Genomic DNA, 22,941 nt, shown 5'->3' on the forward strand with positions numbered 1-22,941 from the left:
GTGTACATTTAAACATAGTAAACCTATAATATGAGTACACCAATCATTGTTCAGTTCACAATAAATGCTCCGATAGAAAAAGTCTGGAAAGCATTAACCGATAAAAATGAAATGAAATCCTGGTATTTTGATATCCAGGATTTTGTATTGGAAACAGGCGCTGAATTTAATTTCTATGAACCTGGAGGAGCCAATAAATATCACCATCAGGGGCAAATCTTAGAAGTAATTCCTAATCAGAAATTGAAACATACCTGGTCTTATCCTGATTTTTCAGCATTGAAGACCATTGTAACCTGGGAATTACTGCCTGAAGATGGATCAACTTTAATAAAGCTGACCCATGAAGACATTGAAAACTTCAAAGACTTGGGAGAAGGCTTTTCAAGAGAAAATTTTACAGAAGGCTGGAATACTATTTTAGGACAGAGTTTAAAAGAATATTTAGAAAAATAAATGATGATTACCTTACTTCCATTTACCATTCAGGATGCTCCTCAGTTGATTTCAAAGATAAAAGACGAAAGAATGCTTCTTCAGTTTGCCGGACCTGTATACCGCTTTCCTCTCACAGAAGAACAGCTGGAGGCTGATTTGAATGATGAAAAAAGAACCCTGTTTAAAATTTCAGATGATGACGGAAATACAATCGGTCATGCTCAGATTTTTTTAAAAGAAAAGACATTTCTGCTGGGAAGAATTCTGATCTGGGATGAAAACAACAGAGGAAAAGGATATGGCAAAAAAGTAACGCTGGAACTCCTGAAATATGGTTTCAGTCATTTTGATAAAGAAACCGCAGAACTGAACGTCTACGACTGGAATACCGGAGCTATTGAATGTTACAGGAAAGTAGGCTTTGATTTTGATCCGGAGGTTAAAAGTGAAGCCAGGATTGATAAGGAAACATGGGTTTCTCTAAACATGAAAATCAATAAAAATACTTTTAAACTGCAGGAATCATGATACAGTTTACCACATTTCGTCCCGTTCTATGGACAGAAAACCTTGATGAAACCATAGGATTTTATAGTCGTGTTCTGGGGTTTACTTTGATGGACAGGAATGATGAATGGCAATGGGCTTCACTTCGTAAAGATGAAATATACATTATGCTGTCTCAGCCCAATCAGCATGAAGCGAATACATCAATCGGTTTTTCCGGTTCGTTTTATTTCAATGTAAATAAAGTGGACGACCTTTGGGAAGATCTTAAAACAAAAGCCAAAATATGCTATGAGATTGAAACTTTTGAGTGGGGAATGAGAGAATTTGCCATCTATGACAACAATGGCTATATATTACAATTTGGTGAACCTGTAGATAATATTGGCACTACGGAATAAAATTTGCTATTTTTGGAGAAATATTTAGAAATTCAATGAAAAAAAATATAATAGCGGGTTTAGCAGCGATTTTATTACTGGCGTCTTGTAATAAGGATAAAGAAATTCTTAATACACTGAACACCTATAATACTTCAATGGAGGCGAAAGGATACCATTTCGGAGATAAGCTTGAGCTTCCGAAAGAGGTAACGGAAAATGCAGAAAGTGTAACCATCAGCTTTGGAGATAAAGAAACAACAGATTTAACGATTGATCCTAAATTTTTCACGTTGGGTGATAATGCTGTTACATTCAATGTCAAAACAAAAGGAGGTGAAGTCCTGAATCAGGATGCAACGATCAATGTATTTGCAAAAAATCCGGAAAAAAATATCGCTTATCAGATTGTAGCAGAATATCCGCACGATCCTAAAAACTTTGTACAGGGATTCCAGGTGGAAGGAAATACCATCTATGAAAGTGACGGGCAGAACGGATCTTCACAGATTTTAAAGTACACATTGGGTACAACAACTCCGCTTGCGTCTACCAAACAGGCTCAGGAAGATTTTTCTGAAGGGAGCACTATTGTTGGCGATAAAGTTTATCAGTTGACATGGCAGAGCAAAAAAGGATATATCTATGATAAAAGCTCTTTAAAGCTGCTTTCAGAATTTGCTTATCCAAATGTATTAGGCGAAGGCTGGGGATTGACCTATGACGGGAAAAGTTTGATTGCTTCTGATGGAAGTAAGCTTTTGTATTTCCTTGATGTAAATGACCCTTCGAAACTGATTAAATATATCGCTGTTGCCGGAAGTTCTCAGGCGTATGACCAACTGAACGAACTGGAATACCACAACGGATTTATCTATGCCAACGTATGGCAGAAGCCGATCATTCTGAAGATTAATCCTGCCAATGGAGAAGTAGTGGGAACTTTTGACTTCACAGACATTGCCAAACAGAATACTAAAGGAAGTGATGATGTACTCAACGGAATTGCTTTCAAAGGAGATAATATGCTGGTTACAGGAAAAAACTGGCCAAAGATTTACGAAGTTCAGATCAAATAATCTGATGCTATTCATAAAAAGAAGAAGTAGCGCTCCCTTGGGGGCGTTATTTTCGTTTTGAGGATTAAAATTTAGTATTTTTGGCAAATGATTAATATCTTTATGAAGCGAAACATCAACATTGGTTTTGCAGCAGTTCTATTACTCGTCTCTTGCAGTAACAAGGAAAAAATGCTTGATTCTCTTGCAGATTATAACAACTCAAAAGAAGAAAAAGGCTACCATTTCGGAGATAAAATTGAATTGCCGGAAGAAATTACAGCAAATACAGAAAGTATAGCCGTCAGTTTCAGAGGGAAGGAAACAACAGATTTAACGATTGATCCTAAATTTTTCACACTGGGAGATAACAAGGTCATCTTTATCATCAAAACAAAAAAAGGTGAAGTCCTGAACCAGGATGCTACCATTAATGTATTTACCAAAACTCCGGAGCAGAATATTCCCTATAAAATAGTTGCTGATTATCCTCACGATCCTAAAAACTTTATCGAAGGTTTTGTTGTGGAAGGAAATACAGTATATGAAAGTGACGGAATGAAAGGAGCCTCACAGCTTATAAAATATACGTTAGGATCATCTGTACCCAAAATCATGGCAAAGCAGCCCGCTGAAATTTTCTCTGAAGGATGTGCAATTGTTGGAGATAAAATATATCAGCTGACTTATCAAAATAAAATTGGTTTTATTTACGATAAAAATACCTTGAAAAAAATATCTCAATTTCCACTTCCCAACGTCATTGGAGAAGGCTGGGGACTGACATATGATGGGAAAAACCTGATTGCAACCGATGGTTCCAAAAATCTTTATTTTCTTGATGTCAATGATCCGTCAAAAGTAGTAAAAACCGTTTGTGTTGGCGGAAGTGCTACAATTTATGATCAACTCAATGAGCTTGAATATCACAATGGTTTTATATATTCCAATGTTTGGCTTAAACCCATGATTCTAAAGATTAATCCCGCCAATGGAGAAGTCGTGGGAACTTTTGATTTCACAGAAATTGCAAAACAGAATACCAAAGGAAGTGATGATGTATTAAACGGAATTGCTTTTAAAGGAGATAATATGCTCGTAACAGGAAAAAACTGGTCCAAAATATACGAAGTCGCTTTTAAATAAAATTCATTGTATTTTTCTTTAAAACACTTCTTTTTATCCAGAAGATGGTCTCGATTTTGATTAAGTTCAAAGAAGATTCTACCAGGTTTTATCATCTTTTGGATGAAATTATTTTTCAGTAAATTGTCCCCATTAAAAAAACAGAGTGAAGTTTTTAAACTTAATATTTTTTTTCCTTTTCTGTACAGCTTCAGCGCAGAATATTCTTCCTTTAGATACTTTGAAACTAAAGGAAGCGAAAGATATGCTAGCCGATGACTATGGAAATCTGTATATCTATAAAAACAAAGATTTTAGTTTTACCAAATACGATTCTTTAGGAAAGCAGATTGGAAAAATGATGCTTACCGTTCCATACAAAGTGCAGAACGTACAAAATCCTCTGAATGTACCCTTGTTTTCTGAAAATGCCCAGGAAATGAAATTTGTAGACCAGAATATGAATGAAATTCAAAGGTTGGATTTTAAACAGAAATTTGGTTTTATCAGAATGGCTTATGCCGAAGACCTGCAGCAGCTGTGGCTTTTGGATGATAGTACAAAACGTTTGATACAGTACAATTTCAGGAATGATACAACCATTAATTCCTATCCATTTGATATCAGTTTTGAAGATTTAATGGATATGCTGGTCTATGAAAATAAGGTGTATGTCTTAACAAGAAAACATATCAGGATTTACAGCCTGAAATTTGAAAAACTGTTTGAAGCCCCATTAGAAAACGGAAAACGGTTTCGAAGAGAAAATGATGTTATTCTGGTTGTAGCCACTAATTTCATTTCACAATACGTTCCGGAAAAAGGGATGGAGACTGTTTTTGAAGATCAGGAAGCGCAAATTGTGGATAAAAACATCCTCTCTTATTTTGCAATCAAAGGGAACAAACTCTATCTTTACAGCCTTGAAAAAGTAAAGAAAGCCAAACAGCAAAAACAGCTCGAAGCTCAGCCGGAACCTCTGCAGCAGTCTACAGATAAACCAGTAGAAACAACTGAGGAAAAACCGAATGAGAATACGGTAGAGAAACCTTCAGACAATACCTTACAGAAATTGATTGAAGACACTTCTAAAGTTCAGACTGAAGCCATCGAAAAACTTATCAACTAATCAGTAAAATACAAGGAAAAAGAATATTATGCATATTGCGGTTACAGGAAACATCGGAGCAGGAAAAACAACTTTGACAACGATGCTTTCCAAGCATTACGGATGGGATGCACAATTTGAAGATGTAGATCATAATCCTTATCTGGAAGATTTTTATTCAGATATGAGCAAATGGAGTTTTGCATTGCAGGTGTATTTCCTGGGAAGCAGATTCCGTCAGGTAAAAGAGATCAGAGAAAGTGGCAAAAACATTATTCAGGATCGAACGATTTATGAAGATGCTCATATTTTTGCAGAGAACCTGAATGATATGAATCTTCTTTCAGACAGGGATTTCAATAACTACTCATCAGTTTTTGATTTGATGAAATCTTTTGTATCTGCTCCCGACTTGCTGATTTATTTAAAATCAGATGTTCCTAATCTGGTTAAAAAAATCTATAAGAGAGGTCGTGAATATGAAGCATCCATCAGTATTGAATATCTTTCAAAACTGAATCAGAAATATGAAAAATGGATTTCCAATTACACGGAAGGAAAACTTCTGATCGTTGAAGTGGATGATCTCGATTTTGTAGAAAAACCGGAAGATTTCGGATTTATTCTGGAGAAAATTGAGGCAGAATTGCATGGCTTGTTTTAACATATTTTTATCAGAATATTAAGACATACTCAGGGTAATTCTTTTTAAATTTGTTTAGATCAAGTTTAATTATTGAATAATTATATCATGGTAGTTAAAGTATTACATAACGGGAACTGTTCAAAGTCAAATGCTGTACTGGAGTATCTTGACGAAAACGGAGTGCCTTTCGAGATCATCAATATTGTTGAAGATCCGTTAAGCCCTCTTGAGATCAGAACGGTGCTTAAGAAGTTGAACCAGAGTGTCTTCCATATTATCCGTAAAGCAGATAAGCTGTATATAGAAAACTATGCAGATAAAAACTATTCAGAAGAAGAATGGATAAAAATTCTTTCTGAAAATCCCTCTCTGATACAAAGACCAATTCTGGTGAAAGGCTCGGTAGCAATGCTGGGAAGGCCTATTGAAAATGTAAAATTCTTTATTGAAAAATAAATAAAAATCCGTTCTGTGTAAGAGCGGATTTTTTTATGTTATTGGGTTTCTGTTTTCTTAGGTCCGTTGATCACATTATATAAAGCTTCCAGCTCTTTTGGAGGATTCCCGGAATCAAAATCTGAAGATGTATACTCCTTTCCGCCAGAGGTAATGATCATAGAGGCTATCATTGCCCGGTCAGAATGTCTGCCTGTAGTAGGAGCTTTAAGATCTGATATCTTGGATAAATCAATATTTCCTGCCAGTTGGGAAACTGCCTGCCATTCTGCAGGAGATAGCTTGGTATTCGTGATCTCTTCGTTGATATTGGATGCTTTTGAGGAAGGAGTAACAACAATGCTTCTGCTGAATCCTCTTGTTCTTTCTATTAATTGAACCTGTTCAATCTTTTGTTGTTGAACTGCAGTGGTGATATTCGATGAGGCATTTTCGCTGTTGTTTTTATGAATACAGCTTGTGGTAGTGACCGCTAGGGTAGTGCTCAATAAGATCAGTGGGATGTTCATTCTGTTTTTGTTTATTTCATATAATAAAAAACCGCCTCATTACTATGAAACGGTTGGTGTTTTTACAATAGAATAACGCCTTCTATTTTGGCTACTTCTTTATAAATATTCACTACCTGATTGGCATCCAGAACAAATGCATTAATATTGCAGGCTGTGTATTTTCCATTTTTGCTTTCGCGGTTTCCCAGGGTAAATTTAATACCATCAAAAACTTTGTAAATTTCAGTAAGTTTCGCCTTGTCTGTAGGAATAATAAATTTAAATAAATAATCTTCCGGAAAATCGTGATGATCCTCCAGTTTCTCCTTTAAAGACTGATAAAAATCTTCAGGACTTGCGTGTTGATTTCCTTGTAATATATCCATCTGCAATTGTTAATATAATATAAATATAACGAAATTTTTCCTATTTTCCAAATGGTCCCAGCAGAGACTTGGAGTTCTGATGTTCATAATCTTCGATGATGTTGAATAATCCATTCACCAGCTGTTCAGAAGCAAGTTTACTCAATCCTCCTGAATTGACTGTATTGTTATTGCCTCCTAAAAGACTGCCCAGAAAATTACTTCCTGATAATGCGGTATTAATGGTTTTTACAATTCCATATTCATTCAGTTTTTCATCTACTTTAGGAGCGATAGCAGCAATAAGCTGTTGAGATGTTTTTTCTTTAAGAATCTGTGTAGCGGTAGTTCCCTCCATAATTCTTGTAACATCCTGAGCGTTCAGGCTGTTTACAGCATCCTGCAAAATAGGTTTTGAAGTATTCACAGTGTAAGCCGCTGCCTGTGCTATATAATCTCTTTCTTTGGCTACCAGGGAAGGCGCAATTTTTTCCAGTGTAGAATTGATATCTCTCAGCTCTTTAGGAAGCGCTTTGTCTACCATATTATTCTGTAAAAACGCTTCTTTGTTTCCGTAAATACCCATTCCTTTATCAATACCATTGAGCAGGATTCTTTTAATAATGGAAAGCCCCATGTCTGATGTAGCCAGTGACGTGCATGATTGTACACTGGTAGTAATAACAGCACCGGTCCCGATGATAAGAGCGGCTGCAATGATATATTTTTTCATTGATCTTTTTATTATGTATTTCTAAGATGCTTTTGTCAAAAACTGCACCAAAGGTAATTACTATTCTCTATTTAACAAAATATTAAAGTGAGTGCGGGATTTGGTGAATTTTTTTGCCTAAAATAGTAATTTAACATTGATGAAATAATGAAAAATTGATAGTTATATTGAGTATAAAATTATAAAACTTGAATATTTGTCATTTTTGATTTAATAAAAAAGGATGATTTTTAAATATTTAAGATAATTTAACATTGTTCAATATTTTTTATATTTTTGGCTAATGTCTTTTTTTGAGATTTTAAATAACTCCACTATTTAAAGACAAAATTGAATTTGATTTATTTGAATAAAATTGAAACTATATGAAACAAAGTAATTTAAAGTATCCATGTCTCATTGCCGTTTTGTACTTCGGTATGAATGTGAATGCACAGGTTACACAGGATTCTGCTAAAGTCCAGAAGATCGACGAAGTCGTGATGATTGGATATGGTAGTCGTAAAAAAGTAGATAACACTACTTCTATTAGTTCTATCAGTGCAGACGAAGTAACTAAAACTAAAGTATTGAATGCATCACAGGCCATTCAGGGTAAAGCAGCCGGAGTACAGGTAATTGCTTCTGACGCACCAGGATCTACTCCGACAGTGATGATCAGAGGACTTGGTACTGTACTAGGAGGAAGAACACCTTTGTATGTAGTTGATGGAATGTTTACTGATAACATCAACAATATCAACTCTAATGATATTCTGACATATGACATATTGAAAGATGCTGCAGCATTGGCGATATATGGTAACAGAGCCGCTAACGGGGTAATCATTATTACTACGAAATCAGGTAGAGGAAAGCTAAGCGTTTCTTATGATGGATTGGTTGGATTTAGAACTCCTTTAAAAACCATCAAAATGGCTAACGGATCTGAATTTGCCAATTATAATAATGCGGGTAAAGCCAGTAATTATTTGAATCCTAATCAGCCATACGATACTGATTGGTTTAAAGAAATTACAAGAACAGGGATTTACAACCAACATAACTTATCTATTTCCGGATCTTCAGAAGTTGCAAAATACTTTTTAAGTTTAAGCAATTACGATGAACAATCTATCCTTAAAGGAACAAACTATAACAGGACTACAGTAAGAACAAATAACGAGTTCAGAATTACCAAAGGTATCAGATTAGCTCAGACTTTAAGTGCTACCTTTACCAATGATACTCCTAAATCGTATGGAGCTTTTACTAATGCTTATAAACAATCACCATTAGTTCCTGTATATTACCCTAATGGAAAATATGGTCAGCCTATTTACAATAAGACTACCGGAAATATTGATTATGAAGGAGGAAGATTTAATAACGTAGGTAACCCTGTAATGCAGCTTGCTTACGATAATCAAAGAGGTAGAAATTTCTTATTACAAGGTGGATTAAAACTGGATATAGATATCTATAAAGATTTAAAATTTACCTCTCAGTTTAGTGGAGAGTATGGTAATTATAAATACTATAATTTTGTAAATTCAAAATCTTTCTGGTTAGATAGTGATCCGATGAGAACGGAAAACCAATACTCGGCTACATCACCACTAACAAGGTTAACCAATAAAAGTCAGAACTATTTCAACTGGTTGCTCAATAATTATTTAACATATACAAAGAAAATTGAAAACCATGATATTGAAGTTGTTGTAGGTACAGAAGCTTCGGTAAAGAATGGTCTGGAGACTTTAATTATCAACAGAAAAGATGTTCCTGTTTCAAAAGATTACTGGAACCTTAGCGGAGTTGATTACTATGGTAACCTGTATAGTGATAGTGATACAAAAGCCCTTGAATCAATAAAAGGAAACAGAAATACTACAATTTCTTATTTCGGAAGATTCCAGTATAAATTCATGAACCGTTACTTATTAAGCGGAACGATCAGAAGAGATGGCTCTTCTCAGTTTGCGGCTGGTAATAAGTGGGGTACATTCCCATCATTTGGTGCAGGTTGGGTTATCTCTGAAGAAAGCTTCATGAAAGATGGTTTCTTTGATCTGTTGAAGCTTAGAGGTGGATGGGGTAAAATCGGTAACCAGAATGTTCCTTTGAATTATTTACCACTATCAATGGGAGCAACTTACAATTATGCATTTGGAAGCTCACCAGTAAGTAATGGAGTAACTGTCAATAAAGGTTACGATCCAGGTTTAGGATGGGAAGTTACAGAAGAATCTTCTTTAGGATTGGATTTTGGTATCCTGGATAAAAGGTTGACAGGTACTTTCGATATCTATAACAGAAAAACCAAAAATCTTATTTTGGGGGTGGTTCCATATATGGCAACCGGAATTTCTGATTTGAATTATTCACACATGGGAAGTGTTGTCAATAAAGGAGCTGAGGTAAGTCTGAATTGGGCTGATAAAGTAGGTGAAGACTTTACCTATTCAATTGGTGCCAATTATTCTTATAATAAAAACAAACTTGCCAGCATTGATCTTTCTAAGCCTGTTTCTCAAATTGTGGGAGGAAATCTTGGAAACGGACAAGATACAAAACTTTTCAATGCTAATGCAGTGGGATATGCATTAGGAAGTTTCTATTTATGGGAAGCAGATGGTTATGATGCAAACGGTAATCTGAAGTTTAAAGACTTAAATGGTAACGGTGTTACGGGAAGTGCAGATCCGGGAGACAGACGTTTCTTTGATTCTTACATACCAAAGTCAACGTTAGGAGTGAATATCTCAATGTCTTATAAAGACTGGGATTTTGCCCTTAGTGGGTACGGAGCTTTTGGATTTAAAGTATACAATGGTAAAAAAGCCCAAAGAAATGGGGGAGAAAATGTTGAGGCTTCTGTAGCAAATGATTTCTGGACACCTACAAACACTAATGCTGCCAATCCTGTAAATCCTGCAAATATTCCAATTGCATCAACGTTCTATTTAGAAAGCGGAGATTACTTCAGAATCAATAATATTTCGGTAGGTTATACATTTAAGAATTTAACTGATTATGTAAAATCAATTAAGCTTTATGTGAGTGCAATTAATCCTTTTGTGTTCCAGAAATACTCAGGATATTCTTCAGAATTATCCGGATATAATCCTACGGATCCTACTGCAGAAGGAGATCCATATAAACGTGCAGGGGTAGAATTAGATGCTTACCCTACATTGAGATCTTTTGTATTTGGTGTTAACCTTAATTTTTAAAAAATGAACAAGAAATATATCATAGCAGCTGCATTTTTAATTTTAGGAGCTGTTAACCAAAGTTGTAGTAATGACTTTATCGATGTGTCACCTACGGAAGCAATTCCTGAGGGTGCATTGGGTGAAATATACAATAATGATGCAGGAGCAAATAGTTTAGTTACGGCTATTTACGCTAAGTTTTTAGACTGGAATATGAGTACATTTGCGTGGATCGGGGTTACATCAATTGTTTCTGATGATGCAGATAAAGGTTCAAGTGCGAGTGATTCAGGTTCAGACAAAGATATTTTAGACGCTTTAACGTTTACACCTTCAACTCCATCATTTAAAGAGTTGTTTGCTTCTAACTATCAGGGTATTAATAGATGTAATCAAGCATTGAAATATCTTCCACAATTAGATAAAGCAGATCCTCAATTACGTGAAAGATTAACGGGGGAAGCTAAATTTCTAAGAGCATTCATGTATTTTACTTTAGTGAGATCTTTTGGAGGAGTTCCATTAGTAGACCATGTTCCTGTAACAGGAGTTGAAGCAGATAAATTAATGACGCTTACAAGAAAAAGTAAAGAAGAAATTTATGCATTTATAGAAAAAGATCTTAAAGATGCCGCAGCAGTTTTGCCTTCTGGAACTGGAGGACAAAGAGCTACAAAAGGTGCTGCTCATGCTCTTTTAGCTAAGGTGTATTTATATCAGAAAAAATGGCAGTTGGCTGTAGATGAAACCAATCAGGTTACAGGTTACTCATTAACCCCTGTTTTCCAGGATATTTATAAAGTTTCAGGAGAAAATAATGCTGAATCTATCTTTGAAATTAATGGGAGTGGAGGAACAGCAGGAAGAGCAATCCAACAGTATAGCCAGGTTCAGGGAGCCAGAGGTACTACAGGCTGGGGCTGGGGGTTTGCTACACCTACCCAAGGTTTGTATGATGCTTACTCTGCAACAGATTCAAGAAGAGATGCTACGATTATCCACAGAGATATGACATTATATGATGGTTATTATGTAGGTCCAAATACAGAAAATAAATTCTATAATTATAAAGCTTATTCTTCTAATTATAGAGATCAGGCTTCCACAGATGTAAACATTCGTTATTTGAGATATGCTGAAGTATTATTAATCAGAGCTGAAGCAATGAACGAATTGGGACAAACATCTGCAGCTGTTCCTTTCCTGAATCAGGTAAGAAACAGAGCTAACATCGGTAATACTCCTGCTTCTTCTCAGGCAGATGTAAGATCAGATATCTGGAAGCAAAGAAGGCTGGAATTGGCTTTTGAACATGACCGATGGTTTGACTTAGTAAGAACAGGTCAGGCTCAGGCTGCAATGGCTGCCGACGGAGGAAAAGTTTTCAAGGTTGGAAAGCACGAATTATTCCCACTTCCACAAGATTTTATTATGGAATCAGGTGGATTGTCGGCTCAAAACCCTGGATATTAAAAATAAATCATAAACATTAGAGGAGAATGAAAGTTCTCCTCTTCTTTTAGTTAGAAACCCTATAAAAAGAGATCTCATGAAAAGGAACGTATTATCAATGGCTATTACCTCTTTATTCTTTGTGTATTCCTGTAAAAATGCTCCCGTTGCCAAACAGGAAGCAGGAAAAGTTGAAGCAGTAAAAAGCAATATCACAGATGAACAACTGATGGATAGAGTACAGAAAGATGCTTTGAAGTATTTCTGGGACTATGCAGAGCCCAATTCAATGCTTGGGAGAGAGCGTTATCATGAAGACAATGTCTATCCGGATAATGATAAGCACGTGATTACTACAGGAGGCTCAGGATTTGGACTGGCAACCATTCTGGTAGGGGTAGAAAGAGGATTTGTTCCAAGAAAAGAAGCCGTGAAAAGACTTACCCACATCATGGATTTTCTTGCAAAGGCAGACCGTCATAAAGGAGCATGGTCACATTGGATCAACGGGGAAACTGGAAAGACCGTTCCTTTCGGAAAAAAAGATAATGGTGGTGATTTGGTGGAAACGGCATTCCTTACTTCAGGAATACTGATGGTTCGTGAATATTTTAAAAATGGAAGTGCCGAAGAAAAAGCCCTTGCCGCAAAATGTGATGAGCTATGGAAAGGAATCCAATGGAACTGGTATACAAAAGGAGGTCAGAAAGTTCTTTACTGGCACTGGTCACCGGATTACCAATGGGAAATGAATTTTCCTCTTGAAGGATATAATGAATGTCTGATCACTTATATTTTAGCAGCATCTTCACCTACCTATTCCATTGATGCGGAAACCTATTATAAAGGCTGGACCAGAAATGGAACCTACCTTACAGACAAAACAAAATACGGGTTACCCCTGTATGTAAAACACAATTATGCTGAAGAATATGGCGGACCGCTTTTCTGGGCGCAATATTCGTATATCGGACTTGATCCAACAGGATTATCCGATAAGCTTGTCAAAAACTACTTTGACGTCAATAAAAATCAAACCCTCATCGACTATAAATATTGCGTTGAAAATCCAAAACAATGGAAAGGTTATGGACCTAGCTATTGGGGACTTACAGCCGGTTATACCAGAAATGAGGATGGAAGCACAGGATACACCGCTCATATGCCTGGCAATAATGATAATGGAGTGATCACTCCTACAGCAGCCTTAAGCAGCTTTCCATATACTCCAAAAGAATCAATGGCGTTCCTGAGATTCATGTATACCCAGAAACCTGAATTCATAGGATCTGCAGGCCCTTATGATGCCACTTCTGTTAATTATAACAATTGGTTTACCCCAAGATATCTTGCAATAGACCAGGGAACCATTGCACCAATGGTTGAAAACTACAGATCTGGATTCCTTTGGAAGTTGTTTATGAATGCACCGGAAATTCAGCAGGGATTAAAAAAACTAAGCTTCCAGTCAACCAAATATGGAATAAAATAATTTAATAGGAACGGGCTTTAGTCCGTTTAAATAAAAAAGGTCAAATCCGCTGGCTTTAGCCAAAACCTAAATAACAATATGAAACTAAAACTGAAACATATCCCTCTTTTACTATTGCCGTTTTCATTACAAATGAATGCGCAGGAGATAAAAGGAGAACTCAATAAAGAAATTAAAAGACAGGAAAAAGTATCCTATATTCTGGATTACCCACAGAATACAAAAGGGAATGTACCTTTGATTGTTTTTCTACACGGTTCAGGAGAACGTGGAACTAATCTGGATTTGGTAAAAGCTCACAGCCCGTTCACCTATAAAAATCTGATCAAAGAACCGGTGGCTGTTCTGGCACCTCAATGTCCGGAAGGAACATGGTGGGATACCGTTACCGTCTATAATCTGATCAAAGAAATTCAGAAGAAATATAAAATTGATACCTCCCGCATTTATCTTACAGGACTTTCCATGGGAGGATGGGGAACTTTAAAGCTGGCCATGGAGCATCCGGAAATGTTTGCTGCTGTGGCTTCAGTTTGTGCCCCTACAGATCAGGTAATGACTGCTAATATTCATCAATTTAAGAATTTGAATATGAAAATATTTCATGGCGGCATGGATGATATTGTTTTGCCCGCTAATGCTTTTAATTTTTATCAAAAGCTGCATCCTGTAAATCCCACAGCAGAATTGGTTATCTTCCCGAATGACAATCATAATTCATGGGATTCAGCCTATTCAAATCCTGCGCTGTATGAATGGATGCTGTCAAAAAAGAAAGGAAAATAGCCTGACACACTATGATTGAAAGATAAACCCATCGAATTAAAACTAAAAATATAAAAACAATAATTTAAGAAGATAGATTTATGAAAAAGTTAATTGTAATTGCCACTTTAGCATTAGCTCCTGTATTTTCTGCACAGGAAATGGTAACGAAGCCCGTTCAGTCTTATCAGACAGCTCAATATCAGGCTAAAAAGAAAGCTTTTGTAGATAATCTTTTATCTAAAATGACTTTGGATGAAAAGATCGGCCAGCTTAACTTACCAAGTTCAGGTGACTTTACCACAGGTCTGGCTAAAAGTTCAGATATCGGTAAAAAAGTTGAACAGGGTTTAGTAGGAGGATTATTCAATATAAAAGGAGCGGAAAAAATCAGAGCCGTTCAAAAAGTAGCAGTAGAAAACAGCCGTTTGAAAATTCCTTTGATTTTTGGGATGGATGTAATTCACGGTTATGAAACCACATTCCCGATTCCATTAGGTTTAGCCGCTTCATGGGATATGAATCTGATTCAGCAGTCAGCAAGAGTAGCAGCAAAAGAAGCATCTTCTGATGGAATCAACTGGACATTCTCTCCCATGGTAGACATTTCCCGCGAACCAAGATGGGGAAGAGTTTCCGAAGGTTCCGGTGAAGATCCGTATTTAGGAAGTGAAATTGCAAAAAATATGGTGTATGGTTATCAGGGTAAAGATTTATCTGTTGGAAACACCATTCTGGCTTGTGTGAAGCATTTTGCATTATATGGAGCAGGAGAATCGGGAAGAGATTACAATACGGTTGATATGAGCCACGTGAGAATGTTCAATGAATATTTCCCGCCTTATAAAGCAGCTGTTGATGCAGGAGTAGCTTCTGTGATGGCTTCTTTCAATGAAGTGGACGGCGTTCCTGCAACGGGAAGCAGATGGCTTCAAACCGAAGTTTTAAGAAATCAGTGGAAGTTTAAAGGCTTTGTGGTAACGGATTACACAGGGATCAATGAAATGGTTGATCACGGTATGGGAGATCTTCAGCAGGTTTCTGCACTGGCTCTGAAAGCAGGTGTTGATATGGATATGGTAGGAGAAGGTTTTTTAACAACATTAAAAAAATCTTTATCTGAAGGAAAAGTAACACAAGCTGAAATTGATCTGGCAGCCAAAAGAGTTCTTGAAGCAAAATATGACCTGGGATTATTTACAGATCCATACAAATATGGGGATGCAAAACTGGCGGCAAAAGAAGTTTACAACATGGAAAACAGAAATGTTGCAAGAAATGTTGCTGCTCAGTCTATGGTGTTAATGAAAAATGAAAATCAGGTACTTCCTTTGAAAAAATCAGGAACGGTTGCGGTCATTGGACCATTGGTAAACAATTCACTCAATATGGCCGGAACGTGGAGTGTTGCTGCAAAACATGATAAAGCTGTAAACCTGATGCAGGGGCTTCAGGCAAACTATGGTAAAGAGGTGAAATTCCTTTCTGCTAAAGGTGCCAATATTGATTATGATGCTAAATTAGAAGACATCTATGCTGCTCACGGTAAAAAAACAGACAGAGACAACCGTTCGAAAGAAGAATTGTTAAAAGAAGCTGTGGATGTTGCCAACAAAGCAGATGTTATTGTTCTCGCCATAGGAGAATCTGCAGAAATGAGTGGTGAATCATCTTCTAGAACTGAAATTACCATCCCTCAGTCTCAGGTTGACTTATTAAATGAACTAAAGAAAACCGGAAAACCAATTGCCATGGTTCTTTTTACAGGTCGCCCATTAGCTTTAACCAATGTAAAAGATACTCCTGATTCTATTTTGAACGCATGGTTTGCAGGATCTGAAGCAGGAAATGCAATTGCAGACGTTTTATTTGGAAAAGTAAATCCGTCCGGGAAACTTCCAATGACTTTCCCAAGAAGCCTGGGACAAGTGCCAATCTATTATAATGCTAAAAATACAGGTCGCCCATTAAGTCAGGAATTGACGGATAAATGTGAATACCAAAGATTCCGTTCAAACTATATGGACGAATGTAATACTCCATTGTATGCCTTCGGATATGGATTGAGTTATACGAAATTCAATTACTCTGATATGGCAGTTTCCAGTGCGAATCCAAAAGGAAATCAAACCGTTCAGGCATCTGTTACGGTAACCAATACCGGTAACTATGACGGAGCTGAGGTTGTTCAGTTGTATATCAGAGATATGGTGGGAACTATTACAAGACCGGTAAAAGAATTGAAAGGTTTCCAAAAAATATTTTTGAAAAAAGGAGAATCCAAAAAAGTTACTTTCGATATCACTCCTGAAACGCTTAAATTCTATAACGGAGATTTGAAATACGACTGGGAATCAGGTGAATTTGATATCATGATCGGAACAAGCTCTGATCAGGTTCAGCATTCAAAAATTAACTGGACCAAGTAATAGAAGAAAAGTTGCTCACAGAATTGTGTATTATGTCTTTTTTGGCATGATTTTTAATAATACCTCGTGTAATTATTATATACAAATTGACATGAAAAAAACAATTTTATTAAGCACAATGTTCCTTGGTTCTTTAGCATTTGCACAGAAAGGAGTAATAAAAGGTGGTGACAAAGATGCGCACGGATGTATTGGTTCTGCGGGGTATACTTACTCTCAAATTAAGAAAGACTGTGTAAGAACTTTTGAACAGAAGATTAAGTTAACAGAAGTAGCTCCGAAAGAAAGCTATACTTCAATAGCTGCAGTTATTTTCAGTAAAGACATGAAAAAAGCTGAGGTTTTTGTAAAAGATGCCGGTGAAAGAAGTATTATCCTTACCAGAGCAGGAGGTAAAGCCAAAGCATGGAAAAAGGATGGTTATGTATTGGTTCCTTACAAAAAGAACGGTTATCAGCTTAAAAAAGATAATATCGTGATCTATCAGTAAGATCAGATTTCAAAAAAGAAAAACCGCTCGCAAGAGTGGTTTTTTTTGTACCTTAGGGAGAAATTAATTAATATCACATTTTTGGGATATTTTTAATCCATCAGAAAACAAAAATTTTATATATGAAAAAAATAATTTTACTCAGTGCCATGTTCCTTGGTTCATTTGTTTTTGCGCAAAAAAGTACTCCTGTTCTGGGAGGTGACAGAGATGTTCATGGTTGTATTGGTTCCGCGGGATATACCTATTCACAGTTAAAAAATGACTGTATACAAACTTTCAGGCAGAAAATAAAACTCAAAGAAGTAAATTCGGATAAAAGCTATACTTCAATGACAGCAATAATTTTCTCAAAAGACATGAAAAAAGCTGAAGTTTTTATTCCGGATGGAGCTGCAAAAAGCATTATCCTGAATAAAGAGGGAAAAGGAAAGGTCTGGAAAAGCGGTTCTCATATTAAAGACAGCTATGTTTTAACTCCATATAAAAAAAGCTACCAAATCAAGAAGAATGATGAAGTAATTTATCAGTAAGATTAAATTAAAAAATACGAAGCCACTCGGAAGAGTGGTTTTTTTGTGGTATAAAATCAATGAATTCAATTGGATTTTAATACGACAAGTTTTGTCGTTGTGGGTAGATATTTTTGCCATATCGTAGAATGAAAATATACTAGAATAAATGATAAATAACATGATTAACGGTACCACATAAAAGTGACTTTCTACCTTAAAAAATGTTAAATTTGCGAAGTTTTAAGAAACTAATTACTAACTCAAAAAACGACAACACGGGAATGAAAAAACTTTATCTCGGTGCATTCACTCTATGCACAATCCTGGGCGTATCTGCTCAGGAAGTGGTGTGGCAGAAAGACATCAAATCCTCTACCCAGGATTTTCTAAGCCAGGTCATCACCACGATCGATCAGCAGTATCTGATCACCGGAAGTTCTATACAGTCAGGAAGCGGGAAGCTGGAGGCTGGAAGTAAGCAAAACAACGGTTATGATTTCCATCTGGTAAAACTCAACCAGCAGGGACAGGAAGTCTGGGAGAAATATTTTTCGGGATCCAACCATGATTATTTATCCGCAACCGTTACTACTCAGGATGGCGGATTTCTCTTGGCCGGAACATCCTATTCAGGAAAAGGGCTCGATAAAAAAGAAGATTCCAAAGGAGGCTCCGATATCTGGTTAATCAGAATCAATGAATTTGGCGATGAATTATGGCAGAAAACCTTAGGAAGCACTTCCGATGAAGAAGCCAGAGCAGTCATTCAAACTACAGACCTAGGATTCTTTGTAGCCGGGAATGTACAGGGCTCATCAAAAGGCTACGGCTCCAAAGATGTCTGGATCACAAAATTGGATAAAAACGGAAAAGAACTTTCCCAATTAATCTTAGGTGGAAAAGGTTTAGATGAAGTCGAAAAGATGATTCCCACGAAAGACGGCGGCGCATTGCTTGGAATTTATTCAAGAAGCACATCTGTTAAAACAAATAATCAGCAATCAACGACTAATACCAATATTCCGTCTGACAGAACTGCAACCCATAACCTACTATCTGCAACCTCAAAACAAAGCGACAACTTCGGTGAAGGCGATTACTGGATTGTCAAGTTAGACAAAAACGGAAAAGTAGAATGGGAAAAGAACTTTGGAGGAAAAGGAGATGATCATATCAGAACTTTGGCTTTAACTTCAACAGGTTTCATCATTGGTGGAGAATCCAGATCGGAGAGATCAGGAAATAAAACGGTAGGTATTGAAGAGGGAACAGACCTTTGGCTAATTGCTTTAAATGAAAGAGGCGAAGAACAATGGCAGAAATCCTACAATTTCAAGAACCGGGATATTCTGATGGGAATGAGTGTGATTCAGAGCCAAGATACAAGAACCAAGAATCAAGACTCTACAAAAGGAATATTGCTGGGAGGCTATACTCAGGCTGAAGGAAGAATACAGACCGATGATGAAACCTTCTGGATGCTCTATCTGGATCAGAACGGAAATGAACAGTGGAGAAAACACGTGAAAGGAGAATCCAGACAAAAAGAAGAAAGGCTTTCCGACTTAAAACTGAACCGAGATGGCTCTATTATTTTGGCCGGAACCAGTGCAGAAGAACTGGGGAAAGAAAATTGGAAGATTGTAAAACTGGGCGATAAACAAGTCGATCAGCTCATTGAAAAATATGATATCAAAATCTATCCAAATCCTGTTTCAGACTATGCTTATGTAGAAATTGGCTTTGATTTTAAAGAAGCTGATATTTTGTTGTACGATATGAGCGGAAGACAGCTTCAGAGCATAAAAACCAAGAACAGAGTAACGAAGATCAATACCCAGGCTTTAATTCAGGGAGCCTATCTGGTGACGATAAAAACGGATACCAATAAAATGGCGAATGCTAAACTGATTAAAAAATAACCATGAAGAAGAATAAAATAGTATTATTGGCTCTTTGCATTGCAAGCCATTATTATTGGGCACAGGATAAAGATTATGTTCAGGGAATTGTTCCACAAACCCCTGAAGTCAATGCTTTATTTAAGAATTTTGAAACTCCAGTTTCATTAAATACAGGGGTACCTAATATCTCAATTCCCATATATACCATAAAAGAAGGAGATATTGACTTCAACCTTAGCCTTTCCTACAACAGCAGTGGAATCACTGTGGGAGAAAGATCAACATGGGTTGGATTGGGCTGGAATCTACCTATTTCCACTTTAGCCAGAAATGTAAGACAAGTCCCTGATGATCTTTCTTATGGTTTCTTTTATGAGCAGCAGTATACTGTTAAAAATGTATACGCCATACGAAATGCTCAAACACCGGATCAACAAACAATATGTGATGAAATTTGCATTAAACATCAGCAGGGCATATTAGATCTTGAATCTGATGATTACAGGCTCACGCTTCCTGATGGAAAAAGTATTTCTTTTATGGTAAACCAGGAAAGAAGCACAGAAAACCCGATTGGTCAGATTGTTCAATTCCCTGAATCAGACTATAAAATAAAATATAATCAGACTACCGGAAGCTGGATTGTCACAAACCCGTTAGGGTATCAATATGTATATGAAAAAGGAAGTACAATTTATTTTTCCCATACTTATTCTATTGGAGACGGTTTCATTGGTACTCCACCAACAGGAGGAACAAACAGCTATAATAATACATGGATACTTTCTAAAATTATAAGCCCAACCAATAGGGTATTAAATTTTGAATATGATCCCATTAATTATGATGACTGTGATCTGGTCAATCAAACCAAGACGGTTGTTTCCGAAGGGGGGAATAATTCTAGGAACGAGGTCACTACCAATTATGGAAAAACAAAAGGAACCAATACTTTTATCAAAAGAATTTATGGTGACTTTGGGGAAGTCATCTTTAATAAAAGTGAAAGACTGGATTATGCTACCTATGGAAGAAAACTTGATAATATTGAAGTTAAAAACAACAACAGGGTGATCAATAAAATAGAGCTTCAGTATGATTATATGACGAGCACTGTTCCTTCTCCTGTATATTCCTGCAACAGATATGAACCTAATGATAATATCGCCAAAAGATTACGTTTAAATAAAGTAATTTTTGACGCCAATACAATTAAGCCTTACAGTTATCAGTTACAATATAATAGTCAGTTACTTCCTCACAGATTCTCTTATGCCCGTGACTGGTGGGGGTATTACAATGGTCAGATGAATAATCAGGGACTAACGCCAAGTATTGATCTTGTATTGGAAGAACAAAATAAAAGGGATGTGGATCAGGAATCGACCAAAGCAGGTATATTGGAGGAAATAGTATATCCTACCGGTGGAAAAACTAAATTTATTTTTGAAAATAATAGAGGAATTGATAACATCAATTCAGCAGGAAGAGGGAATGAATTTCATAATATCACCCCTTACAAAATACAATATAAACATTTCTCCACCAATGAAAATACTTCACAGCAACTCAACAAAACCTATACATCTCCTATTGCAATTAATATATCGGATCTTACCGGTTTCCAAAATGTTAATTTGCAAATAGATGGACAAACTACTAAATGTATTTATGAAGATGGTAATTTACCGGAACGTGGGAGCTGTGCTATTTACTATTCTGTACTCAATGGAAACAATGAAGTGATTGTTCCGAGATTACTGTTACGTAATCTATCTAAAATGGCACAAATCCCTATCAATAAACTTACTCCTGCTAATAATACATTAAAGGTAGAAGTATATTCAGGGACTCAAAGCAGTCTGCCGGGAATGCAGTATTTCAATTATAATCAGGATGAAGCTACAGTGAGTTTACGTTGGAAAGAATTGGATAATATATTGACAAAAAAAACAGATGCAGGGTTTGAAGTTCCGTTTGGAGGATTAAGAATTAAAAAAATTGAAAACTATTCTTCGGCCAATACACTTTCATTGGTAAAGGAATATGCTTATAAAAGTGATGCCGGAATTGAATCAGGAATTTCCAATTTTGAGATGGACTTTTTACAATACGGTAAAAACAAAATATTCGTAGCTTCTCAAAGTAGATTTCCGATGCAAAACAATAGCAGTACTGCTATACAGTATGTAAGAGCTGATGAAATTCAGACTAATTTCCAGACGAATGAACAAATAAAAGTCTCTCATTATTTCCAGAATAATAACAGGCTGGGAGCCTTTTTAGGATCATGTTTATTTATCAAACCTATGGGGGAAGCGCATCTTGCGTCTGCAACAGTACCTTGCTATGAACATCCGCTGAATAGCAAAGAGGTTGGAACAATATCTAATGTATTCACAGAGGAGAAATATCAATATAGCTCCAATTTCCCTACAGGTGTTGAAGAACAAAAAAAGCCTAAAAGAATCTATGGAATCGACTACGACAGGGTATTGAAACCTCAGGATTTTACCTATTTAAAGTATAATCTGGGCTTTTTATTTTCATCATCTTATTTAGGTTTTCAGTTCTTTTATTATGAGTTTAATAATTTTGAAGAACTACCCAAAGAATTTACCAATACCAGAACTGAAATACTGGACGGTACCAATCTGGTAACCAAAACTCAGTACAAAAGCTTAAGCCCCAATCATTATCAGGTAACGAAAGAGAAAACCTCTTTACCCGATGGAATTATCAAGGAAACTAACTACAGCTATGCCTATGAAAAAAACAACCAAAAGCTGATCAATGCTAATATGATAGGAATTCCTTTAGAAACGGAAACCACTCAAACTATTGGAGTTGCCACCCAAAGCCTTTCAAAAACGGAAACAAAATATGATCATCCATCGAACTTGCTTCCGACCTCAGTATTGTCATATGATTTTCAGAATAATCCTTCTACAGAGGTTACTTACGATCAATATGATTCCAAAGGAAATTTACAACAATATACTGCAAAAAATGGGATCTCAACAGTAATTGTCTGGGGGTACAATCAAACTAAGCCTATTGCTAAAATAGAAGGCGCGAAATTAACAGATATCCAGCAGTCCTTAATTGATGCTATTGTTGCGGCTTCCAATACCGATGCTTCAGCAGCTCCCAATAATGATGAAACTGCATTTCTATCTGCATTGAATACCTTCAGAATGAACGCTTCATTATCTGCTTATCAGGTGACCACGTATACCTACGATCCATTGATTGGCGTAAGAAGCATTACTCCTTCTTCAGGAATCAGAGAAAACTATATCTATGATTCAGCAGGCCGACTTGAAAAAGTGATGAATGCAGACGGAAAAGTGTTGAAGGAGATGAAATACAACTATAAAAACTAAAACC

The 22,941-nt window shown here is 36.4% G+C and carries 20 protein-coding genes; 17 read left to right on the forward strand and 3 right to left on the reverse strand.

Going from position 1 to position 22,941, the window contains the following annotated elements; translation table 11 throughout:
• Window positions 1-30 precede the first annotated feature (30 nt).
• The 8 genes from JOE44_RS00935 to JOE44_RS00970 all read left to right on the forward strand — a co-directional run bounded on the left by JOE44_RS00935 (window position 31) and on the right by JOE44_RS00970 (window position 5,718).
• Window positions 31-456, forward strand: coding sequence for an SRPBCC domain-containing protein (locus tag JOE44_RS00935; RefSeq protein WP_209783937.1), 426 nt, complete (start codon window positions 31-33; stop codon window positions 454-456).
• Entirely contained in the window at window positions 457-966 is a 510-nt protein-coding gene (locus tag JOE44_RS00940) for a GNAT family protein (RefSeq protein WP_245169671.1), read from the forward strand. It abuts the gene before it with no gap.
• Window positions 963-1,346: a VOC family protein gene (locus tag JOE44_RS00945; protein ID WP_209783938.1), complete on the forward strand. Its 384-nt coding sequence runs from the start codon at window positions 963-965 to the stop codon at window positions 1,344-1,346. Before JOE44_RS00940 ends, JOE44_RS00945 begins: the two co-directional genes overlap by 4 nt.
• Before the next feature lie 35 nt (window positions 1,347-1,381).
• Complete coding sequence (locus JOE44_RS00950) at window positions 1,382-2,404, forward strand: glutaminyl-peptide cyclotransferase (protein ID WP_209783939.1); 1,023 nt, start codon at window positions 1,382-1,384, stop codon at window positions 2,402-2,404.
• Between the two features lie 102 nt (window positions 2,405-2,506).
• Window positions 2,507-3,529, forward strand: coding sequence for a glutaminyl-peptide cyclotransferase (locus JOE44_RS00955; protein ID WP_209783940.1), 1,023 nt, complete (start codon window positions 2,507-2,509; stop codon window positions 3,527-3,529).
• Window positions 3,530-3,674: 145 nt separating this feature from the next.
• The gene (locus tag JOE44_RS00960; RefSeq protein ID WP_105680673.1) at window positions 3,675-4,637 is read left to right on the forward strand and encodes a hypothetical protein; all 963 of its coding nucleotides are present in this window, start codon (window positions 3,675-3,677) and stop codon (window positions 4,635-4,637) included.
• Window positions 4,638-4,665: 28 nt separating this feature from the next.
• Complete coding sequence (locus JOE44_RS00965; RefSeq protein ID WP_002977952.1) at window positions 4,666-5,280, forward strand: deoxynucleoside kinase; 615 nt, start codon at window positions 4,666-4,668, stop codon at window positions 5,278-5,280.
• A gap of 87 nt (window positions 5,281-5,367) precedes the next feature.
• Complete coding sequence (locus JOE44_RS00970) at window positions 5,368-5,718, forward strand: ArsC/Spx/MgsR family protein (protein WP_105680672.1); 351 nt, start codon at window positions 5,368-5,370, stop codon at window positions 5,716-5,718.
• A gap of 38 nt (window positions 5,719-5,756) precedes the next feature.
• On the opposite strand, the gene JOE44_RS00975 is transcribed toward JOE44_RS00970, so the two are convergent.
• From JOE44_RS00975 to JOE44_RS00985, 3 genes are all read right to left on the reverse strand, one after another.
• The gene (locus tag JOE44_RS00975; protein WP_209783941.1) at window positions 5,757-6,227 is read right to left on the reverse strand and encodes a hypothetical protein; all 471 of its coding nucleotides are present in this window, start codon (window positions 6,225-6,227) and stop codon (window positions 5,757-5,759) included.
• A gap of 62 nt (window positions 6,228-6,289) precedes the next feature.
• A complete protein-coding gene (locus JOE44_RS00980) occupies window positions 6,290-6,595 on the reverse strand; it encodes a DUF493 family protein (RefSeq protein WP_209783942.1) in 306 nt (101 codons plus the stop codon).
• A 40-nt stretch (window positions 6,596-6,635) separates the two neighbouring features.
• Window positions 6,636-7,307: a DUF4197 family protein gene (locus JOE44_RS00985; protein ID WP_209783943.1), complete on the reverse strand. Its 672-nt coding sequence runs from the start codon at window positions 7,305-7,307 to the stop codon at window positions 6,636-6,638.
• 365 nt (window positions 7,308-7,672) lie between these two features.
• Here JOE44_RS00985 and JOE44_RS00990 point away from each other — a divergent pair, with 365 nt between their 5' ends.
• The 9 genes from JOE44_RS00990 to JOE44_RS01030 all read left to right on the forward strand — a co-directional run bounded on the left by JOE44_RS00990 (window position 7,673) and on the right by JOE44_RS01030 (window position 22,937).
• Window positions 7,673-10,522: a SusC/RagA family TonB-linked outer membrane protein gene (locus JOE44_RS00990; RefSeq protein WP_209783944.1), complete on the forward strand. Its 2,850-nt coding sequence runs from the start codon at window positions 7,673-7,675 to the stop codon at window positions 10,520-10,522.
• Window positions 10,523-10,525: 3 nt separating this feature from the next.
• A complete protein-coding gene (locus tag JOE44_RS00995; RefSeq protein ID WP_209783945.1) occupies window positions 10,526-11,977 on the forward strand; it encodes a RagB/SusD family nutrient uptake outer membrane protein in 1,452 nt (483 codons plus the stop codon).
• 76 nt (window positions 11,978-12,053) lie between these two features.
• The gene (locus JOE44_RS01000; protein WP_209783946.1) at window positions 12,054-13,448 is read left to right on the forward strand and encodes a glucoamylase family protein; all 1,395 of its coding nucleotides are present in this window, start codon (window positions 12,054-12,056) and stop codon (window positions 13,446-13,448) included.
• Between the two features lie 78 nt (window positions 13,449-13,526).
• Window positions 13,527-14,234 carry a prolyl oligopeptidase family serine peptidase gene (locus JOE44_RS01005; RefSeq protein WP_209783947.1) on the forward strand — a complete coding sequence of 236 codons (708 nt, stop codon included), beginning with the start codon at window positions 13,527-13,529 and terminating at the stop codon, window positions 14,232-14,234.
• A gap of 80 nt (window positions 14,235-14,314) precedes the next feature.
• Window positions 14,315-16,642, forward strand: a complete 2,328-nt coding sequence (gene bglX / locus JOE44_RS01010) for a beta-glucosidase BglX (RefSeq protein ID WP_209783948.1) — start codon at window positions 14,315-14,317, stop codon at window positions 16,640-16,642.
• A gap of 91 nt (window positions 16,643-16,733) precedes the next feature.
• Window positions 16,734-17,132 carry a hypothetical protein gene (locus JOE44_RS01015; protein WP_209783949.1) on the forward strand — a complete coding sequence of 133 codons (399 nt, stop codon included), beginning with the start codon at window positions 16,734-16,736 and terminating at the stop codon, window positions 17,130-17,132.
• A gap of 122 nt (window positions 17,133-17,254) precedes the next feature.
• Complete coding sequence (locus JOE44_RS01020) at window positions 17,255-17,665, forward strand: hypothetical protein (RefSeq protein ID WP_209783950.1); 411 nt, start codon at window positions 17,255-17,257, stop codon at window positions 17,663-17,665.
• A 263-nt stretch (window positions 17,666-17,928) separates the two neighbouring features.
• Window positions 17,929-19,569, forward strand: a complete 1,641-nt coding sequence (locus JOE44_RS01025) for a T9SS type A sorting domain-containing protein (RefSeq protein WP_209783951.1) — start codon at window positions 17,929-17,931, stop codon at window positions 19,567-19,569.
• A 2-nt stretch (window positions 19,570-19,571) separates the two neighbouring features.
• The gene (locus tag JOE44_RS01030; RefSeq protein WP_209783952.1) at window positions 19,572-22,937 is read left to right on the forward strand and encodes a hypothetical protein; all 3,366 of its coding nucleotides are present in this window, start codon (window positions 19,572-19,574) and stop codon (window positions 22,935-22,937) included.
• Window positions 22,938-22,941 lie beyond the last annotated feature (4 nt).

Source organism: Chryseobacterium sp. PvR013 (genome assembly GCF_017833095.1).
In the GTDB taxonomy this organism is placed as follows: domain Bacteria; phylum Bacteroidota; class Bacteroidia; order Flavobacteriales; family Weeksellaceae; genus Chryseobacterium; species Chryseobacterium culicis_A.